We start from the raw sequence: 17,861 nt of genomic DNA on the forward strand, positions 1-17,861 counted from the left end.
CCTCCCTCGATAGCCGCCCGACCTAGGTAGTTATGCTCCAAATAGCTCAACACCGAAAACACGTGCGAGAATAACAATCCCCGTTAGCCCACTGAACACGGCCAGACTCAACCAGCTAAACATAACTTCGAATGTCGATGGATAGAAGTGTTTATCGGATTTCGGGATGATGGTCAGGCAATAGTACAGATTCAAGAAGTAAATCACCGGTGCAACGAAGAGGGCCAGCGCCGAGGCGACTAGCACCAAGAAGACTGGCCTGGGTACTCCCGCAATGATCGCCACTGACGAGACAAGTGAAAACAACATCGTCAGACGGTAGATGTTGTACTCGGAGTACCAGTGTCGGCGGTGATCATCGGTGAGATCTTCCCTCGCGATCCCCTGCAGTGCCGCCGTCGAGCGAAAAATGTTTCGACAGCAGGCACCGACGATTCTCGGCCAGCCATCAAAGTAGTTAAACGCGGTGGAGTAGGTCGCAGCAAACGCACCGAGAATGAAAATGATCATCATCTCCGGGCCGATACTGTCAGTGAAGATTCTAGCAATCTCGCCCATGACATTGTTGCCGGCTACCTCACTGGGATACATCCAGGTGGCGGCCAGTAATAGAAAAATGGTGGCCAGTATGAATGACACTACGTGACCTAGCCTGAAATCCCATAAGCCGATCTGAAACCAACGGCGACAGTATTCAATACCGTGCGCAGGAATCTTCGATGTATCGACGGCCAGGCCAACTTTCGAGTTCGAGAACGGGTCAAACGCTTCCACCAGGCCAGCGCGCTCCAATTCAGGTCTGATGCGCCCCATGCCGACCTTCTTCGCTTTACCCCACTCTGAAGCCTGAAGCGACACATCAATCCCGGTGGGCAGTAACCCAAGGAACGCAGCAATTACGAGCCACGACCCCGCGGGTGTTTCAAAGATAAAGAAATGGCTGAACGCATCTAAGCCAACTGGACGGAAGAAGAACACCAAGAACGTGCAAGCAATCAGCATCCCAGCCAGAATCTTGGTTGCAGTCTCAACGGCTGCGTAATTGCCGTAGAGAATGATCGCCACCGCTGTGGTGGCAAGCACGAAGCCATAGTGTGTCTGGGATAGCGGCAAACCAACGGTCGTCGTGAAAAGGTAATATGCGACTGCGGCTGCAGCAGCTAGACGACCCGCCTGACCAACGGCCGACTGAATGACCGTGGTAATCATCACGTACCAGAGCGGCCATTTTTTCCAAGCTGTACCATACGCTTCGATGAGGCTCTTGCCAGTAGCATTTGTAAACCGGAAGGCCATCTCAAATCCGTAGTACTTGAAGATATAGGCGATCGGGATGCACCACAGCAGCGCAAACTCAAACCGGCCACCTGCGGTCGGCGCCGTCACAAGATGGCTAGTCCCAACACCGGTCATCATCAGGATGAGTCCGGGACCAAAGTGTCGCAGCATTCCCCGCCAAGAGGTATTCGGCAGTGACAACTTGCCGACTACTTGTTCCAACCGTGCCGATTGCTCATCAGTCATACCTGAGGGTTCTCCCGCTCACGTTTCCTTGCGATTTTGGACGAACTGCCATCCGAAACGTCCCTTGATGCACAGATGCCCGTGGGTCACCGAATGGTCCATCGGCGACATTACCTTCACGATCTCATTGTTCTGCACGTGTAAATCAAGATTACATCCCACGCCACAGTAAGGACATACCGTACGAGTCACACTCTGCTTTGATTCGTCCCACTCTCCACTTTCTCGACGGTCATGCTCACTCTTGAACATAAGGGCGCCCGTTGGACACACGCCGATGCAGTTCCCGCAATACACACAAGCCGAATCGTCTAACCGCCGATCGAATTCGGTTGAAATCCTGGCGTCAAAACCGCGCCCTGCAACTGCAATGGCAAATGTGTTCTGCGCGTCCTCACCACAGGCTTCAACACACCTGTAGCAAAGAATGCATTTTGAATAATCGCGTATATACATCTCGTCGTGAATCTTGACCGGTTGTGCAACCGTTTCCGCTATCGTTCCGTCCGGCGCGTGGTGATGTCCTGGGCTACGACCATCGCGGTCACTAACCGCCGCCGCCAACGGACCAAACTTCTCGGCATTCACCTCGTAGCTATCTATCCACCGCCGCACGTCATGACTTGCCAAGGACAGATCGACCGACGAGGCCAAGAGTTCAAGGACAAGCTTTCGGCTATGACGGACCCGTGGCGTATCGGTTCGCACGACAGCCCCTGGCTGCGCCGCACGTGAGCACGAGGGCACCAGCGTCCGGGAACCTTCAAGCTCAACGACACAGACACGGCACACGTTTACAGGAGTGAGGGTGTCGAGATAGCACAGCGTCGGCGTGTCAACACCCTTCGCGCGGCAGGCATCCAGGAGGGTGGCTCCCTCAGGCACACGCACCGTCTCACCATCCACAGTCACTTCGACCAGAGGCAACGTCCGTCCCGTCACTTGATCACTCATCCGTGAGTCCTCCGAACAATCCCAACGTCACCGCCGACTGCACTGCATTGGCAGCGGTATGCCCAAGGCCGCAAATCGACGCGTCGCGCATCACCTGAGCCAGCTCGTCCAGTAACTCAGCCTCGGCCGACGGCTGAGCATCATCACGTACTAGCCGCTGCAAAAGCTCCTCCTGACGCACCGTGCCAACTCGGCACGGCACACACTGCCCGCATGATTCATTCCGAAAGAAAGCCGCGATCCGCAATACGATACCGCGCATCTCAGCGTTTTCATCGAACGCCATTACGACGCCAGAACCCAGTGATGCGTTGATCGCCCGAGTCCCCTCAAACGTGAGCGGCGTGTCGAGGTGCTCTGGCAACACAAAGGAACCGGCAGCTCCTCCGAGCAACACGGTCTTGAGACGTTTACCACTGCTTATTCCACCAGACAGATCCAAGAGTTCACGTAACGTTGTACCGAACGGCACCTCATAGAGACCTGGCTGCTCCACAGCACCAGACACGCAAAAGAGCTTCGAACCAGTCGATTGTTCGGTGCCAACCCCGGCGAAAGCCGACCTACCTTCAAGCAATATGTCGAGGACGTTAGCTAGCGTCTCTACATTGTTAATGACGGTCGGCTTACCGAACAAGCCCACCTCCACTGGAAACGGTGGTTTGTTCCTGGGCTCGCCGCGAAAACCCTCGATCGAACTGAACAGCGCCGTTTCCTCACCGCAGATATAGGCACCGGCACCACGACGAACGTCGATATCGAAGGAAAATCCACTGCCCATCACATCGGGACCCAGAAGACCTGCCGATCGGCACTCGCGGATCGCGTGCTCCAGTCGCGCGGTAGCAAACGGATACTCGCCCCGTATATAAAGGTATCCCTGGTCAGCACCAACGGCAAAACCTGCAATTGTCATCGACTCGACGATGGCAAACGGGTCTTCCTCCATCAAGACGCGGTCCTTGAATGTCCCAGGTTCAGATTCATCGGCGTTGCACACTAAGTAATGTGGCTTGACCGGAGCCTTAGCCACGGCATCCCACTTACGGCCAGTTGGAAACGCCGCACCGCCACGGCCTTGTAGCTTTGACCCCGATACTTCTGCAATCACCTGCGCCGGCCCGATTTCAATCGCTCGGCGAAGTGCTGCATATCCATTGGCGGACTGATATGCAGCAAGACTCGTCGGGTCACAAGCGTCAACACGCCGTAGTAAGCGCAAGGCTGGATCTCGCGGTCCGGTGGTTTGTGGCGTTGAAATGGAAGGAGGTGTCGGTATAGCAGCACCATTCAACACCTCTTCAATATCTTCCACCTTCGCAGGCGCCACCGTACCGTCCGCCCCATCACCAGCCAACTGAAACAGAACGGCTGGCGCACGTTCGCAAAGTCCGAGACAAGGGCTTCGATGCCAAGTCGCTTTCCCGTTTACCGATGGCGTTCCTGGGGAACCCAATTTACGCTCTAGTGTCGCGCACAACCCGTCTGCACCACGTAACTTACAGGCGATATCGTCACACACGTGCGCAACTCGTGCCGGCCTCTCGTTGGTAGAAAACAACGCGTAAAAACTCGCAACACCGTAGGCTTCAGCAGGTGGGATCAGAAGTTGGCGACAGATCTCATTGAACGCACCCTGCGAGATCCAGCCAACCTTCTTCTGTACAGCGTGGAGTGCGGGCAGCAGTAGGTGTCGCCTGGCGCGCGCCTCTTGAAGGCCTTCCCCTGCAACCTGTTCCGCCTCAGGTAAATCCGACCGGTGCTCAATAATGGTAGCGACCGCAGCACGTTCTATTTCATTCGCCTCAACCGGCAGTAGTTTCAGATCCATTTACGCTCGTTCATCCGCCATTACCGACCGGCGACTCAATTTTCTCGATACAAATCGCCGTAGCCTTGAAATCGGCCGTTCCCGACTTCTTATCCCAGGTCGGGTTGGTCAGTTTATTGGTTTCAGCCTCATCGGAAAAATGGAATGTGGTAAACGCCAAGCCGGGTCGTAGATCGTTCGTATAACGCACAGTCATGTTGATCACACCACGGCGTGAGCGGACCCGTACCTGCTCGTTGTCAGCAACACGCCATCGGCGACCGTCAGACTCGCAAATGTCAAGGGTCTCTGGCCGCCTGAGCGGAGACCGAAAGCCGCCGCTCTGCACTCCGGTGTTATATGAGTCCAGTCGTCGCCCGGTTGTTAGACGGAGCGGATATTCGTCAGTCAATTCATCGGCTGGTGGCAAATGCTCAACGACACTGAAAGGTGCTAAGCGACCTTCCACGGGCCGCTTCCACAGCCGACCGTGCAAGTACGAACTCCCCTGACTATGCTCATCAGGACAAGGCCAACAGATACCACCCAGCGCCTCGATCCGGGCGTAACTCATACCAGCATGCATCGGGGACAGGCTCCTTACTTCGTTCCAGATTTCCTCAGCAGTTGGAGAGCCCCAGTCATGTCCTAGCCGTCTTGCAAGTTCACACAGTATCTCGACGTCGTCACGCGCTTCTCCCGGAGGGTCGAGTGCTTTTCGGACACGTTGTACCCGTCGCTCGCTGCTCGTAACGGTGCCCTCTGCTTCTGCCCAGCCAGCGGCCGCTGGTAATACGACGTCCGCGAGTTCAGCAGTCTTGGTCAGGAAAATGTCCTGAACGACGAGGTGGTCCAATCCCTTCATCAGGTGAATCGCGTGCTCAGCGTTCGCCTCAGATTGCGCTGGGTTCTCGCCAATCACGTAGAGACCACGCAGATCGCTCCGTTCCATGGCTTCAAACATCAGTGTTAAATGCCAGCCGCTCTTCTCCGGAATAGTGCAGTTCCAAGCACTTTCAAACTTCTGACGTAGTGCGTCATCTTCCACATCCTGGAAGCCGGTTAGTTTATTCGGAATTGCACCCATGTCACCGCCACCCTGAACATTATTCTGGCCACGCACAGGATTGAGGCCAGAACCAGAGTGTCCAACGTGGCCTGTTAGGAGCGACAGGTTAATCAGAGACAGCACATTGTCCACTCCGTTGTGATGCTCTGTGATCCCAAGTGTCCAGCAGAGTTGTGCCTTCTTGGCACCAGCGTAGGTGTGAGCCAGATCTTGGATCAAGGCTCCTGGCACGCCAGTGATTCGTTCGGCGTGCTCGAGGGTATACGACTCAACCGCCACGCGGTACTCGTCGAATCCGGTCGTAGCATGCTCGATAAAATCACTGTGAACGAGACCTTGGGTGATAATTTCCCTCGCCGCAGCGTTGGCTAGAACAATGTCGGAACCGACGTCTAGACCAAGCCAAACATCTGCCCACTGCGCCGAACTCGTTCGGCGCGGATCCACAACGTAGCAGCGGGCACCGTTCCGCACTGCCTTTAGTAGATGATGGAAGAATATCGGATGGGTCTCGCGAGCATTTGACCCCCACAAGATGACTACTTCAGCTTCTTCCAGTGCCTGGTAGGAACTCGTGCCGCCTCCCGCTCCGAAGACCGTCGCCAGACCGACGACGCTGGGAGCGTGTCAGGTGCGGTTACAGCTGTCAATATTGTTACTGCCGATTACCGAGCGAGCGAATTTCTGCGCCACAAAATTCATCTCGTTCGTCGTCTTCGAGCAACTAAACATCCCGACTGCAGACCCACCGTGCTCATCAACGACCTTCTTGAGACCTGACGCCGCACGGTCCAAGGCCTCGTCCCAGCTTGCTTGTCGTAACGAGCCGTTCTCTCGAATCAACGGGTGTGTCAATCGGGTTAAAGGTTCTCCCATCTCATGTCCTCGCAGCTCTCGGAAGAGCGGAGTTTATCATGGCAAGTAGCAGCATTCACGGTGGACTCGGCGATCGTACCGAAATCAGACCGGTGTTCATGCTAATCTTGGGGACTAATCAAGACCATTCCGCACTTGACCACTAAATACGGATCCCAACGGCTGTGCAGATTGATGAGGAAAACCTGCGATGAATAACTATTGGCGCATCGGCTTATTGGTCGGCCTGCTCTGGCAAGTCCCCAGTGGGACTCTTGCACAGACAACCGAACAGCCAAGCCCAGAAAATCTAGCCGCGCGCGCCTGGTTCCAGGATGCCAAGTTCGGGTTGTTTATCCACTGGGGAATCTATAGCGTTCTCGGTGCCGGTGAATGGGTAATGGAAGAACGGGGCACCCCGTCCTATACCGATAGGCCTGGTATTTCAGTATTGCACTACGACCGTCTTGCCGAACAGTTCAATCCAACCGAGTTCGACGCTCGCGAGTGGGTGGCACTGGCCAAGGCCGCCGGCATGAAGTACATCACGATCACCTCCAAACACCATGATGGATTTGCAATGTACGACTCCGCCCTGACTGACTGGGACATCGTCGACCGAACACCCTATGGGCGTGACGTTCTAGCCGACCTCGCCGAGGCCTGCCGGGAAGAAGGGATCAAGTTATTCTTCTACCATTCCCAACTTGACTGGCGACATGAGGATTACTTCCCACGTGGTCGAACCGGTCAACAGGCTGGACGGCCAGAACATGGCAACTGGAGCACGTATATTGATTTCATGAATGGTCAGTTGCGAGAACTCCTGACCAATTATGGGGAGATCGGTGGGATTTGGTTTGATGGGATGTGGGATAAATGGGATGCGCCATGGCGATTAGAAGAAACCTATGCGCTGATCCACGAACTTCAGCCGCAGGCTCTCATCGGATCCAATCACCACCTAGCACCGAAACCCGGCGAGGACTTTCAGATGTTTGAAAGAGATTTGCCTGGCGTCAACAGCGCCGGGTTCAACACAACTGAAATTGGCACACTGCCGCTCGAAACAGCAGAAACGATCAACCGATCCTGGGGCTTTAACCTGACCGATCACGATTACAAGAGCACCGAAGAACTCATCCGTTACCTTGTAAGCGCTGCGGGCCGAGGTGCAAACTTCTTGCTCAACGTCGGACCGATGCCGAACGGGAAGATTCAGCCTGAATTCGTAGAGCGATTACGTGGAATTGGTGGCTGGCTCGAGTTGTACGGCGACTCAATCTACAACACGCGTGGCGGTCTAATCGCTCCAGGACCGTGGGGCGTTAGCACGGCAACACAAGACGTCGTCTATCTCCACGTGCTCGACTGGAATGGGCGGGTCCTCGCACTCCCGAGCCTCAACCGCAAGATAGCAACCGCCCGGTTACTTCGCAACCAGGCCCTTGTGCCGTTTGAGATGAACGATGATGCTCTATTGGTCACGCTACCGGCTCGACCCGATGGCCTCATCGATGAAATCGTCGTCCTTGAGATGCAATCGGGACAGCCCTGAAGTGGTGACCGACATTCATTCCGGTAATGCCTCGCTTTGGGGTTCTGGTAACCAGAAGCTGGCTGTGAATCCCAAGGCGTAAACGAACAGGCCGACAATCGCGGAAGCATACGCTAGCTGTACCGCAGGGTTTTCTCCAGGCATGACATTGGTCAACTGCGTCGTCACCAAAGCGAATGACGTTCCGATCATTCGCCCACCGATATTAGCCGCGAAACTCTCACCAGTACCTCGAAGGTGCGTGGGATACACGCGCGGAAGATAGTTGCCCCAAAAACTAAACTGCGCGACGGTACATACACCGGCGACGAATAAGCCAAACTGAAGCATTGGAAGGCTGGTGGTCGTAGCGAATAGGAATACTGGCGGCACAAGTAGCAGGCCCGGCACCTGAAACACTCGCAGTAATCGGCGCCTAGCAACAATCCGAACAGCAAAGAAAGCCAAGAGTAACCGACCGGTGAGCCCTCCCATCTCCTGAACGAATTGAACAGTGCCGATAATCTGTTCTTGTTGAACGCGTGCCAGCATCGCGATCTCCTCAAGGCCTGGGACAATTCGCGGCGCCTGCTGTATCGCACCAAACGCCGCACCATAGGCACACGCAAACATTATCGCCGTCACGATGGTTGTCTGCCGATACGCCGGTTGGAACAGCTCGCCGATGCTGGGCCGCTTTAATGTACCTGCCATTTTCTTCTGGTACCACGTCGGCGACTCAGGTAAGAAAGGTCGGACCACAATGAGAGGTAAAGCTGGAATCACGCCAGACATCAGGGTGTAACGCCAAGCCTCATGACCACCTTGGATCTCCGGTAATGAATCGCCATAGGTAACAGCAAGAAAATAAGCTCCACTGACAAGAAGGCCGCCTATTGACGAAAAAGCCTGCGTGTAGCCGAGCACTGCTTCACGTTGTTTCGGCTCAGGGAATAACTCGGCGAGCCACGCAACGGCCGCGACAAACTCCACAACAACGCCAGCAAAGGTTGTGCAGCGTAAGAACAGTAGCATTTCGATAGACGTAGCGAACCCCGCAGCTAGCGCAGAGCCCGCGTATAGGAGAATGCTCCAGACCAGCACACGCCGGCGTCCGAATAGATCTGTAAGATAACCTCCCAATAGGCCGAACGTGCCGCCGACCACCGCTGGCACGAAGAAAAGCATGCCTACCCAGAGGTTGAAGGCGGGAGTACCTGGCGCAGCACCAATTAATTCAAGCAGTGCTGGACGCACGATGAGCGGCAACATCAATAGCTCGTAAATGTCGAACGCGAAGCCAAGAGCAGCGACTCCGCAAATTGTCCATTGGATTGGAGATAGACGGCTGAAAGAGTGTGGCATCAAGAACTCCAGAATCTGATGTATTTAGACGCTCAGCGCAAGGAAATTCAGAAGCGTTACATTACAATGAAGAGAGTTACGGTGCGCCAGCCCAGCTGCACAGCGACAGTTTCGAAGGTAACGTATTAATCTGAAAAGGAGTGATCTCATGACTTGGTTGTTATTCGCACTCGGTGCTGCCCTCTCCTGGGGAGTGTATGGAGTTGCGCTGCACACTGGTCAAGTGCAGCTTGGAAACCCTCTTCGAGCCCTGTTATGCGTAGGCATCGCTTATTTTCTTATTGGCGTCCTAGTCCCAACATTCGCGCTCTCTTCCCAGGGAGAGCTGACCGGTTTTTCGAGCACTGGCACCGCATGGGCCACCGGCGCTGGCGCGCTTGGCGCCATTGGTGCGGTGTGCATCATCTGGGCCTTCCGTACCGGCGGTATTCCGCTCTACGTGATGCCACTGGTGTTCGGCGGCGCACCTCTGGTCAACGTAATCACGTCAATGGTAATTCATCCTCCGAAAACCGCTCCGCACCCATTAATTTACGTCGGCTTTGTGTTGGCCGCCGTCGGCGCCGGGATGGTACTCTACTTCAGGCCTCAGGCTTAGGTTAGTTCTCCCGGCGTTCACCAACCGCATAGAGAAACGAGTCGGTCCGTAAGAAAAGTTGTCCTTCGGAAATCGCAACCGAACTCAGCGTGTATTCGTCCATCACATTCTCCGCGAGGATCCTAAACTCGGGACCTGCACTATAAACGGTCGTCGTGCCATCCTCATTCGTCACGTAGATCTTATCGTCAGCCAGTACTGGTGAAGAACTGTAGGTGCCGGGCGTGATCCGTTGTGGTCCATAAATTGTCTCACCTGTCTTCGCATCGAGACAGAATACAATCCCGCGGTCATTGACGATGTAGAAGTAAGTACCATCGGTGACCGGTGTCGGCACGTCCGGACCATTTTGAGTTGTCCAAATAAGATGTGAGGTTGTGATGTCTCCTCGACCACCTGCACGAAGTGCAAGCAATGGGCGCTCTCTGGTCGGCGCATAGATTACCCCGTCCATGACTACAGGCGACGCAACAATCCGATACGCGCCGTTATTCTTTGGATTCAACCCGTCAGCACGCCACAACTCGGCACCGGTTTCAGGATCGTGTCCAGTAACCACATCACCGCCCGTTGTGACGATCTCGGTTGTGTCGTCGTACTGCAACAGCGCGGGAGTGATGTAGGCGTCCGGTGACTCACGACGTGCGTTTGTAGGACGTTCGACACGCCAGACGGTCTTACCAGTCGCCGTATCGACCCGCAGGATATAGGAGGGATCATCGGTCCGCATACCGTGCAGTACCGGCACATAGAGGCCGTCCTCATACAGCAACGGCGACGAGGCGTAGCCCCAGTTGAGTCCGAACTGGCCATAGTCTGCCTGAATGTTACGAGTCCATCCTTTGTTCCCGTCAAAATCGAACTGCGTGAGGATACCGGTTCCGGTCATCACCCAAACGTGTTTGCCATCAGTCACTGGCGAAGGTGATGACATGTTCTGCTTGCGACGTTTGACATTGCCATCACTTAATCGGCGCCGCCATACCGGCTTTCCTGTTTGGCGATCAACAGCCCAAAGAGAGATGTCCTCGCCATCGGCGACGTTGAGAAAGATGTGCTCACCAGAAACGATAGGAGTGGCACCAGTCCAGGCCGGCATCTCGAGTTTCCAGGCGATGTTCTCACTATTCGTCCAGGTGACTGGTAAACCCGTCTCTTCACTAGTGCCATTGAGATGCGGCCCACGCCACTGCGGCCAATCCTTGGCTTTAACGGGAATGAAAAAAATGGAAACGGTTAAGATGATGAACAATAGCCTTCTACGCATAGATAATTTCATTATCGGTTCTTGTTTACTCCGCTTTAAGAGCAGCCAAGAGCGGCGACCTGGCCATTACTCGGGTTGCCGCAAGCGACGAAATTGCCCCGGCGAGAGCCACCGTTACCAACAGCCAACCAATCAACGCGAATGGCAACTGTTGGCCTCGTTCATACCAAGCGGGTGCGATAGCAATCAGCGCAGAGCAAGCTCCGATCCCCAAGCCCAGCATTAACAGTAGCAGGTTCTCAGTCAACACCATAAACATCAGATGCTGCCGGTCGTAGCCAATGACTCGCAGCAGTGCGATTTCCCGTCGTCGCTCAAGCACGTTTCGAAGTAGCACAGCACCCAACCCGATCGTGCCAAGCAGCAGTCCAAGTACGCCAAGCGTCTGAAACGTAACTAGGTAGGTATTCTCAACGCGATGGAACATTGCCAAGCGCTCGGCAGTCGGCACAACGTCAAAGCCAAAATCGGTAAGCCGTTCCTCAAGGGCAACCGTTACCTGAGAAACTCGGTCTTCAGGAACATCAATCATAAAGAAATTGAAGCCCTCCTGTTCGGGAAATACTCGTCGAAACTGTGCCTCCGACACAACCAACTCGCTTTGCAACACGCTGTCGGCTAGTGCGGCAACGATCCGCAGCCGCACCTCTCGATCAGTGTCACGGTTTAAGACGATCTCATCGCCAACCGCTAGGTGCAACACATAGGTCAGTGAGTTAGCGTCGGCAAGAGCTGGGACGACCCCATCGGGCAACTCACGTCTTAGGAGATGCCATGGGTTCTCCAGTTCAGCCGGTGTCCTCGCTAGCGTGGCACCGAAAGTAAACCGGTTGTCGGCAATAAAGCTATCAGAAACACCGATGACACGTGGATCGGTCGGCCGGTAGAGATTCAAGCAGCTAGCATCGTCACCAGCTCGCACTCGGAACCGTTCGAAGTCAACGCCATCGAAAAGACTGCCCTCATATTCCGACAGCCCAAGCCGATTCCGACCAGCGGTTTGGTCAAGATCATCGCCCACCGGAAACAATGAATCAGCTAGCAAGGTAAATCCTCCGGTACCCGACGCTCGGTCCCGTACATCGCCTTCGCTCCGGTGAAACGCGCCAACTGCTACGATCAAGAAAGCAGCCAAGGCGATGAGCGCGATACAGAGTACGCTCCGACCTGGGCGGTGACTGGAATTTCTCACGCCAAGTTGAACAAGTGGCCAAAGCCTTGGTTCACTAATCGAACCCAGGACCATTCGACGCAGCCAAGTCCAGGCAAAGCCCAGTAGCGCGCACAGCAATAGGGTGCCAGCACCAAAGAAACCAATAGTCGCGTTCAGTGCTCCTGCGCGCGCTGCGATGACAAGTGTGAAACTACTCGCTACAAGCACCACCGGCCCAACCCAGCCTGAGATGTGCGTCCAGGCCGAGATTGCACGCGTCTGCTTCATGCCGTGAGCAAGCTGTGGCAGCGGCGCCCCACCAAGGAGACCACGCGGTGACACGCCCTTGAGTGACCGCAGGCTGACGGCAATCGTCAGCAGTGCCGCAATAACACCGCCCGCTGCACCGGCACCCAGTGTCTCCAGAGTCACGTGCAGACTCAACAGTGTCGTGCCTACTGCGTCCACCCACCAAGTGCGTAGCCCGTAAATAATGACCTGGGCATACCCAACAGCGCAGACCATCCCAAACAACCCACCACCAACACCGAGAACAATAGCTTCACGCCAAAACAGCGACCGGATCGCCTGAAGAGGAAACCCGAACGCCTGAAGCATGCCGATTTCTTGCAACCGCTGCTCGATACCAAACTGGAAGAACAAGCTGACAAGTAGTAACGCAGATACAACGAGAAAAAAGCTAAAGTATGCGAAGTACTCCCCGAAGTCGATCGCTCCAACCGATGCCCTAAGCGCGACCGCCCGGACTGGCTTCACGCCAATACCAGCCGCAATTGGGTCAATGTTGGCGACCAAGGTTCGGCGGTAGGTAACGGCGGTTGACGTTAGGTCTTCGATATTGTCAGTGAGCAACCGGACTGACGTGAGCTGTCCGTACCGAGACCGCCACAGGTCCTGACCATCAGCCAACTCCACGAATCCCTTCGGCGTGGTCCGGTAACGGTCCCAGTACTCCTCATCACGCGAGTCAATAGCACTAAGGTCAATTGGAAACGGTGGGTCCCAGTCGACCATGCTCTCCACGTCGGTCACCCCTTTGTAAACGGGGGCAAGTTCTCTATCGGCGGCGTCACCAGCAATCGACAACACTCCGTGAAGCTGAAAATCAGCCTGCCTCGTGACTAGGCTGCCAGTGTCTTCCCAGACGTAGTACTCGGCGCTGATGATGTCTCCTTGGCGCGCACCTAGGTCACGGACTGCCCATTCGTTTAGAAGAATTGGTGGATATTCGAGTGCTTCTGGCCAGAGTCCCGTTCGACGTTGCGCACGGGATGACAAATCCGAAAATGATGAAAAGTCAACACCAGTGACCAGCGAATACGGTACGTCGCGAGGTCCAAGGCTCAAACGATTAATGAGATACGTCAGAATCGGCTGTGGATGCAGCCCCATCTCGCCAGCAGACGCCAACACTGCGTCGGCCACGGCAGCATTAACCATTCCGGCGGCTGATTCAACTACTAGGGCACCACGTTCGGCTAGCTCCCTGACAGTTACGGAAAGATCGTCGAGCGTGGCCGTTTTGCGTAAGGCTGCCTGCACATTGGCAACCTGAACCGCTGGGGACCCCAGCGCGCCTACGCGCTTCGACAGTAAGATCGTGTTAACTTCACGGTTGATATCCAATAGTTCTTGCAAACGCGAGAGTGAAACGAAAACCGCGCGGGCGGGCCCTTGGAGCTGACGGAGTGAGAACTCACCGAGCTCCGAGGGCGCCAAGATGGACCCGACTGTTAGTCGCACGGTCCGACCGACATCATCGCGCCGGCCATGCAACGAGCCCAGCGGCACCTCCGACGGGCGCGCCACCCGCACAAGCAGTGCCGTGCCGATGTCCACTTTGAGTTCCCGCACTAGTGCTTCACCGAGAAACATTTCGTTTCGATCAGGAGCCAACTGTGTTGTGCGCTTATGAAATCTCCAAAACCGGTCGTCGACTCCGTACACTCGTACGCCAGACACTCGCCGGCCGGTGGCTGGGTCGGTGACAAAACCATCGAGTGCAATAAGTGGCACCGCTGCATCGAACAGATCAGACGTTGGCGGACCTGCCGCCAGCTCAGCAGAGAGTGCATCGCGGAAGAATGTCGGTGACGTGATAACAGTGTCAGTCTGCCCGAGCCGACCGAGCGCGAGCGCGCGCAGAGAACTACGTACCGATTCCCCCACAAGCAACGCGCCCCCAAGGATCGATACAGCAACAGCAACACCCGCTACGACCGTAAGGTTCACTCGCCAGTAGTAGGTTAGGCTGCGCTTGACCAAGCGTCCGAGGGTCACGTCGCGCTCCCACGGGGCAGGAGTTGTTGACCGCGCAGTTCGAGCTTTTGGGCGAACCGGTCGGCGATCGCCTGGTTGTGAGTCACCACAACCAATACGGTCTGCTGCTCACGATGCAATGTCAGGAGCAAGGATGCTACGGTATCAGCAGACTCACGGTCGAGGTTACCCGTCGGCTCGTCACAAAGTACGAGCGGAGGATATCGGATGAGAGCCCTAGCCAGTGCGACACGCTGCTTTTCACCACCAGACAACTCAGCGGGCCGATAGTTAAGCCTTTCGCTGAGCCCCACCCGGTCGAGAAGGTCTCGGGCACGTGCGTGGCCATCTGGCAGAGGGTTCCCAACGAGTGTCGGTAATAGCACATTTTCAATGACGGTACATTGAGGTAGCAACAGGTGATCCTGAAAGACGAAACCGATCGCCCGATTCCGAAACTCCGCTAGAGCCCTCGGCTCGAGCGTGAATGGGTCGTCACCATCGAGGAATACTTGTCCCGAGGTCGGGGGCTCGAGGGCGCCAAGGATATAGAGGAGCGTGCTCTTACCACTCCCCGACGGACCCATGATCGACGCAGATTCCCCTCGCTGCATTGCGATACTAACGTCGGAAAGCACCGAAAGCTGCCCGCTAGGTGCCGAGTATGCCTTGGATAAGTTGGATACTTCGAGCAACGTTACAACCTCCCTTATCAGGATACGGCAGCTATTCCAGCTGTCGCGATCGTGTGCCCATACAGTTCAACTGCGCGGTCGGCCATCCGGGACACACTGTAATGTTTCCGTACACCATAGGCCCCTTGCATGCGTAACTGTTCCATACGCTCGGGCTGACAATACAAAGCAGCTAATTGGTCAGCCAGGAGGTCTGAACGGTTTGCCTCGAACGTGATACCCCCACCGGTACGCTCTAAAATTTCTGGGAAGGCTCCATGTCCAGGCTGGACAACCGGCACGCCGCCGGCCATCGCCTCTAGAACAGAAATACCTTTGGGATCCGGGTAGGTACTAGGCACCGACAATACATCTAGGGTGCTCAGAAATTCAATCTTCTCGTCACGATTGAGCACACCTCGGTAGGCGAACTCACGACCAAGTCCCCGTTCCACCAGATGCTGCTCGACCTCAGCGAGATAACTCCGATGCTGGGGAGCCAGATACCCTGCGACTTCAAGGCGGGCATCCGTCACACCGAGGTGTTCGCGTAACCTCCGATAGGCTTCCGCAAGCAAGTGAAGTCCTTTCTCAGGAGCAACGCGAGCGAGGTAGCCAACTGTGAACGGCGCTGATCGGGTCGATAACGTCGCTTGGTGCTTAGGGTAACCTTCGAAATTCATGCCGAGCGGTAACACGTCAAAACGATCCTGAGAAACCTCAAGATAATCAGACATAAAATCGAGGTAGTATTCACTCACCGGGAAAAAATGGTCGACATCGTTCGTGCACCTACGGATGAGATCAAGCGCAGTGTCGCGCTGGGCAGGCGGTAGCGCTTCGAGAAACAAGTCTTCCCCTTGCAACGTACAGCACACCGGACGTCCGAGTGCCGCGCGCAGCGGTGCGGCCAAGCCAATTAATAAAGAATTTGGAAGAACAACGAGATCCGGAAGCGGTTGCGTTCGCAGCCAAGCTATCAGTTTATGCAGCTCCTTACGCTGGTGACCGTTTTCCCCTTGCAGCACCGAAATTGTCAGAGCGCCGAGCTGCGCTGGATCAACACTGACCGTGCGACCCGCGAACGCGCGAATCACCGATGGCGTGTCCCATAAACGATCGAGAAAGTGGGGGGTCTTACGGAAAAGTGGCAAAAGCTGCTGAAGGTAAACGCTGATCCCGCCATAAAACACATGCCCATCACTGACATTGCGTTCGTCAGTCAGCGTGGGAGTGTAAAGTGGCAGCAGAAGCACTTGATGACCACGCGCGATTAGTTCGGCGGCCAAGGCGTTGTCGCGAAGACAACTCCCGCAGTACATGTTGGCTGCCCCCGCCGTGATCGACAGGATTCGCACCGCGGCTATGCCATCTGAAAGGCTCTCGCCCGGAACAGAAAATCGACGATGTTCCCTTCGTGGGGAGCTAGCCAGTTGACCTGGGTCGTTGGAATCGGTCCCAGGTTGAGACGATCAATGTTGGTCGCCTCTAGTAAAGACTGACGGAAGGCCTCATCATACGTGATGCCGCTGGCAACGAGCGTCGTCCCAATTGATGAGGCCATCTTATCCTGAGGACATTCCACGACAGTGACATAGGGAAACATGTACTCTTTACCAGCTGAGGCCAGTTGCGGCGACTCAGCTCGGATCACGGTTGGCCGAAGATAGCCATAGCGCTCCTGACTCGTTAGGCGACTGCCACCATGGTAGGGCGCAGTCGCATCTTCAACGCCATCTTGCTCAAGCGCACGGTCAATCTCGACGGAAATAGCCTCAGCCTGTCCAGGTACTGTGAAAGCGGCGAGTTCGGCTTTGGGATCATCCGGTGGCAAGGGTTCGATCGGCCCAAGACGCTTGGCTAGTGCTTCGGCAATCTCCCGTGTATGGCGTGAAGCCCAGATGCCGGAACAGTTGATACAGCTTCTCCCGCTATTGACCAACACACTCTGGACCATTAGGTCAAGATATTGTTCCCAGTTGTCCACGATATCGTCGCCGAGCAGAATCTTGCTGAACCCTGGCCCATGTACCTGAACCGCCGGATTAGTTCGATAGTGATCAACGGTCGCAGTACCACCAAATATGAAACTGCGCGGACAGTGACTGAGGACAGCTGCGCCAACCTCAGCCTCACCAGGGTAGAGGGCAATTGCTTGTCTCGGGATGCCAGCCTGAAAGAACGCTTGCGACAGCCGCCACGGAGTCCAAGGTTCCTGAGGTCCAGGTTTGAGCACCAGCCCCACCTGGAGCGGCACCACTGGCAGCCAAAGACTGTGTACACCTGGCGAGTTCGAGGGCAGTACCATTCCGAGCACGGGCGCAGCCGCTTGATAACTACGCATAACCCCGCCCTCGTCACCGAATCCCCGCGTAAAAATGTCGAGGTTTAACTTGCGCGTCAGCGCAGCGAGAATCTGGTCGAGCTGCGCCAGCACGCCGCCGATCTTCTCCATGTTCATCCGACAAAGCTTCTCAGGTAGTCCGGTTGTCGCCGACTGTTGCCGCACAAAATCCTCAGGCGACTGTAGCGCGTCTCCGACTGGCAAGTCGGCCGACTGAAATAGCTCGCCGGCACGCTGCACTATACGGATAAGTTCCGTACACGGAATCTCTCGAAGCGCATCGCGTGCTTGCTCAGCTTTTCGCAAATCCCGGGCTACTAATCCGCCGTTGGCCTGGCTCACTTCGGCCACGGGCTCACCAGTGACGAAGTGCGACATGGCATTCACCTCGAGACTTCGATATGGTTCGCCCCACCGAAGGATAGGAAAAT

General features: G+C 55.6%; 12 protein-coding genes. 2 read left to right on the forward strand and 10 right to left on the reverse strand.

Annotation, left to right across the window (positions count from 1 at the left end; genetic code table 11):
- Positions 1 to 30: 30 nt before the first annotated feature.
- The 4 genes from QGH09_04195 to QGH09_04210 are packed head-to-tail and all read right to left on the reverse strand — an operon-like array spanning position 31 to position 6,233.
- Positions 31 to 1,524 carry an Nramp family divalent metal transporter gene (locus tag QGH09_04195; GenBank protein ID HJO17386.1) on the reverse strand — a complete coding sequence of 498 codons (1,494 nt, stop codon included), beginning with the start codon at positions 1,522 to 1,524 and terminating at the stop codon, positions 31 to 33.
- A gap of 18 nt (positions 1,525 to 1,542) precedes the next feature.
- On the reverse strand, positions 1,543 to 2,478 hold the full coding sequence (locus QGH09_04200) for a 2Fe-2S iron-sulfur cluster-binding protein (GenBank protein ID HJO17387.1): 936 nt from the start codon (positions 2,476 to 2,478) through the stop codon (positions 1,543 to 1,545).
- Positions 2,471 to 4,309 carry an NAD(P)H-dependent oxidoreductase subunit E gene (locus QGH09_04205; protein ID HJO17388.1) on the reverse strand — a complete coding sequence of 613 codons (1,839 nt, stop codon included), beginning with the start codon at positions 4,307 to 4,309 and terminating at the stop codon, positions 2,471 to 2,473. Before QGH09_04205 ends, QGH09_04200 begins: the two co-directional genes overlap by 8 nt.
- 10 nt (positions 4,310 to 4,319) lie before the next feature.
- Positions 4,320 to 6,233 (reverse strand): molybdopterin-dependent oxidoreductase, encoded by a 1,914-nt coding sequence (locus QGH09_04210; GenBank protein ID HJO17389.1) that lies wholly within the window; start codon positions 6,231 to 6,233, stop codon positions 4,320 to 4,322.
- A gap of 190 nt (positions 6,234 to 6,423) precedes the next feature.
- Between QGH09_04210 and QGH09_04215 the strand changes: the two genes are divergently transcribed.
- Positions 6,424 to 7,770 carry an alpha-L-fucosidase gene (locus QGH09_04215; protein HJO17390.1) on the forward strand — a complete coding sequence of 449 codons (1,347 nt, stop codon included), beginning with the start codon at positions 6,424 to 6,426 and terminating at the stop codon, positions 7,768 to 7,770.
- A 15-nt stretch (positions 7,771 to 7,785) separates the two neighbouring features.
- Here the strand turns inward: QGH09_04215 and QGH09_04220 are convergent, their stop codons facing one another.
- Positions 7,786 to 9,114 carry an MFS transporter gene (locus QGH09_04220; protein HJO17391.1) on the reverse strand — a complete coding sequence of 443 codons (1,329 nt, stop codon included), beginning with the start codon at positions 9,112 to 9,114 and terminating at the stop codon, positions 7,786 to 7,788.
- A gap of 148 nt (positions 9,115 to 9,262) precedes the next feature.
- Here QGH09_04220 and QGH09_04225 point away from each other — a divergent pair, with 148 nt between their 5' ends.
- On the forward strand, positions 9,263 to 9,712 hold the full coding sequence (locus QGH09_04225; GenBank protein ID HJO17392.1) for a hypothetical protein: 450 nt from the start codon (positions 9,263 to 9,265) through the stop codon (positions 9,710 to 9,712).
- A gap of 1 nt (position 9,713) precedes the next feature.
- Here the strand turns inward: QGH09_04225 and QGH09_04230 are convergent, their stop codons facing one another.
- From QGH09_04230 to QGH09_04250, 5 genes are read right to left on the reverse strand one after another with little or no spacing between them, the layout of a single operon-like run.
- Positions 9,714 to 10,979 (reverse strand): PQQ-binding-like beta-propeller repeat protein, encoded by a 1,266-nt coding sequence (locus tag QGH09_04230; protein ID HJO17393.1) that lies wholly within the window; start codon positions 10,977 to 10,979, stop codon positions 9,714 to 9,716.
- A 25-nt stretch (positions 10,980 to 11,004) separates the two neighbouring features.
- Positions 11,005 to 14,433, reverse strand: a complete 3,429-nt coding sequence (locus QGH09_04235; GenBank protein ID HJO17394.1) for an FtsX-like permease family protein — start codon at positions 14,431 to 14,433, stop codon at positions 11,005 to 11,007.
- Complete coding sequence (locus QGH09_04240; protein HJO17395.1) at positions 14,430 to 15,107, reverse strand: ABC transporter ATP-binding protein; 678 nt, start codon at positions 15,105 to 15,107, stop codon at positions 14,430 to 14,432. Before QGH09_04240 ends, QGH09_04235 begins: the two co-directional genes overlap by 4 nt.
- A gap of 17 nt (positions 15,108 to 15,124) precedes the next feature.
- Positions 15,125 to 16,444: a glycosyltransferase family 4 protein gene (locus tag QGH09_04245; protein HJO17396.1), complete on the reverse strand. Its 1,320-nt coding sequence runs from the start codon at positions 16,442 to 16,444 to the stop codon at positions 15,125 to 15,127.
- A gap of 5 nt (positions 16,445 to 16,449) precedes the next feature.
- The gene (locus QGH09_04250) at positions 16,450 to 17,808 is read right to left on the reverse strand and encodes an aldehyde dehydrogenase family protein (protein HJO17397.1); all 1,359 of its coding nucleotides are present in this window, start codon (positions 17,806 to 17,808) and stop codon (positions 16,450 to 16,452) included.
- Positions 17,809 to 17,861 lie beyond the last annotated feature (53 nt).

The organism is Vicinamibacterales bacterium (genome assembly GCA_036012125.1).
Lineage (GTDB): Bacteria > Acidobacteriota > Vicinamibacteria > Vicinamibacterales > UBA823 > UBA11600.

Coding starts and splice junctions, on each gene's coding strand:
- QGH09_04195 (HJO17386.1), bottom strand. CDS start 1,524: ATGACTGATGAGCAATCGGCACGGTTGGAACAAGTAGTCGGCAAGTTG.
- QGH09_04200 (HJO17387.1), bottom strand. CDS start 2,478: ATGAGTGATCAAGTGACGGGACGGACGTTGCCTCTGGTCGAAGTGACT.
- QGH09_04205 (HJO17388.1), bottom strand. CDS start 4,309: ATGGATCTGAAACTACTGCCGGTTGAGGCGAATGAAATAGAACGTGCT.
- QGH09_04215 (HJO17390.1), top strand. CDS start 6,424: ATGAATAACTATTGGCGCATCGGCTTATTGGTCGGCCTGCTCTGGCAA.
- QGH09_04220 (HJO17391.1), bottom strand. CDS start 9,114: ATGCCACACTCTTTCAGCCGTCTATCTCCAATCCAATGGACAATTTGC.
- QGH09_04225 (HJO17392.1), top strand. CDS start 9,263: ATGACTTGGTTGTTATTCGCACTCGGTGCTGCCCTCTCCTGGGGAGTG.
- QGH09_04230 (HJO17393.1), bottom strand. CDS start 10,979: ATGCGTAGAAGGCTATTGTTCATCATCTTAACCGTTTCCATTTTTTTC.
- QGH09_04250 (HJO17397.1), bottom strand. CDS start 17,808: ATGTCGCACTTCGTCACTGGTGAGCCCGTGGCCGAAGTGAGCCAGGCC.